This window comes from Variovorax sp. 679, from assembly GCF_003952185.1.
Taxonomy (GTDB): Bacteria; Pseudomonadota; Gammaproteobacteria; order Burkholderiales; family Burkholderiaceae_C; genus Variovorax.
In genome coordinates, this window is sequence record NZ_RXFS01000037.1 from 1 (window position 1) to 2,253 (window position 2,253).

Below are 2,253 nucleotides of genomic sequence, written 5' to 3' on the forward strand. Positions count from 1 at the left end.
AGCGAAGCTGCGCGAGCGCCTGAGTGAAGCGCTGCCCGACTACATGGTGCCCGGCGTGCTGGTGGTGCTGGAGGCGCTGCCGCTGAACGCGAACGGGAAGGTGGACCGCAAGGCGCTACCCGCGCCGGAGTTCACGAGCGACAGGGCGTACGAGGCACCGGAGGGCGAGGTCGAAGAGACCCTCGCATCGATCTGGGCCGAAGTGCTGGGCGTGACCCGCGTGGGCCGCAACGACAACTTCTTCGAACTCGGCGGCCACTCCCTGCTGGCCGCCCAGACAGTCGCCCGCGTCCAGAGCGCCATGCAGATGGACCTCGCGATCAAGGACGTCTTCCTGCACCCCGTGCTCACGGAAATAGCGACTCTCATCGCCGACAAGAACCTGATGAAACCGGCCACCCAGGCCCTTTCGGAAATCGATTCACTGCTTGACAGCATGGAGGCTGTTTGATGGAAACCCTTGCAACCCGTCGCATCGCGGAGCGCTTCTCGCGACTGACGCCTGAACAGCGGCGCACGGTCTATCAGAAGATTCGCGCCGAGGGGCTCACGCTCGGGCAGTTTCCGATCCTGGCGCGCGACGCATCGTCGCTGGATCATTGCCATCTCTCTTACGCGCAGTTGCGCCAGTGGTTCCTGTGGCAACTCGATCCGTCGAGCACCGCATACCACATCAGCGGTGCGCTGAAGCTGGAAGGCAGGCTCGACGTGGACGCCGTGCGCGCGAGCTTCGACGCGCTGGTGCAGCGCCACGAGTCGCTGCGCACCACGTTTCGGGCCCAGGCTGGCGGCCTGGCCGAACAGGTGATTCACGAGAGCGTCGCGCTCGACGTCGCCGTCATCGACCTCGGCGCGATTGCCGGGGATGACGCGCGCGAGACCCGCCTGCGGGAAGAAGCACATCGCCTGAGCGACACGCCCTTCGACCTGACCACCGGCCCGCTGCTGCGGGTCGGCCTGATCCGCCTTGCACCCGAGGAGCACATGCTCGTGGTGGTGATGCACCACATCGTGTCCGACGGCTGGTCGATGCAGATCATCGTGGACGAGTTCGTCGCGCAATATCGCGCGCGCGTGCAGGGGGCCCCGGAAGACGCGGACCTGCAGCCGTTGCCGGTCCAGTACGCGGACTACGCCGTGTGGCAGCGCAACTGGCTCGAGGCCGGCGAGCGCGAGCGCCAATTGAGCTATTGGACATCGCACGTCGGCACCGATCAGCCGGTGCTGCAGTTGCCGGCCGATCACGCCAGGCGCGCGGACGGGCGCTACAGTGCCGCGCGTCATGCCTTCGAGTTGCCGGACTCTCTGGTCAAGGGCTTGCAGAAGCGTGCGCAAGGCCAGGGCGCAACCCTGTTCATGACGTTGCTCGCGGGTTTCCAGGTGCTCCTGAACCGCTACACCGGCCTGCCCGACATCCGCGTGGGCGTGCCGATCGCCAACCGCCACCGGGTGGAGACGGAAGGCGTCGTCGGTTTCTTCGTCAATACGCAGGTGCTGCGTAGTGAACTCGATGGCCGCGAGAGCCTGGCGCAGGTGCTCCTGCGTGCCAAGGATGCCGCGCTGGGTGCGCAAGCCCATCAGGATCTCCCGTTCGAGCAGTTGGTGGAGGCGCTGCAGCCCGAGCGAAGCCTGAGCACCAGCCCGCTGTTCCAGGTCATGTTCAATCACCAGCGCGGGGATTTCAAGGCACTGGACAGCCTGCCCGGTCTCACGATGACCGAGTACGACCTGGGCACGCAGGCCGCGCAGTTCGAACTGACGCTGGACACCAGCGAAGACGCCGATGGTCGTGTGCGGGTGAGCTTCAAATATGCGGCGGAGCTGTTCGAGCCGCAGACCATCGAGCGGATGGCGGGGCACTACCAGGCTCTGCTGGAGGCACTGGCCGAGCGCCCCGAACAATCCGTGGGTGACGTGAAGCTGTTGGGTTCGGCGGAGCTGTTGCAGCTGCAGCAGTGGGGATCGCAGCATCAGCAAGGCGAAGCCTCCGTCGGCGACCCGATCCACAGCCGGATAGAGCGCCATGCGGCGCAGCACCCGGATGCCCCTGCACTGGTGTTTGGCGCAGAGACCCTGAGCTACGGCGAACTCAACGCAAGAGCCAACCGCCTCGCCCACCGCCTGATCTCCCTGGGCGTGAAGCCCGAGAGCCGGGTGGGCATCGCGGTGGAACGCTCCATCGCGATGGTGGTGGGGATCCTGGCAGTGCTCAAGGCAGGTGGTGCCTACGTCCCCCTGGACCCCGACTATCCG

At 66.2% G+C, this 2,253-nt stretch carries 2 protein-coding genes; both read left to right on the top strand.

The genetic code is table 11. The features are described from left to right. Window positions 1-451: phosphopantetheine-binding protein (locus EJO71_RS34655; protein WP_240651612.1), on the top strand; the 451-nt coding region annotated here is incomplete at its 5' end. Then, window positions 451-2,253, top strand: a 1,803-nt coding sequence (locus EJO71_RS34180) for a condensation domain-containing protein (RefSeq protein WP_164546987.1), incomplete at its 3' end; no start/stop codon positions are given. The genes EJO71_RS34655 and EJO71_RS34180, both read left to right, overlap by 1 nt.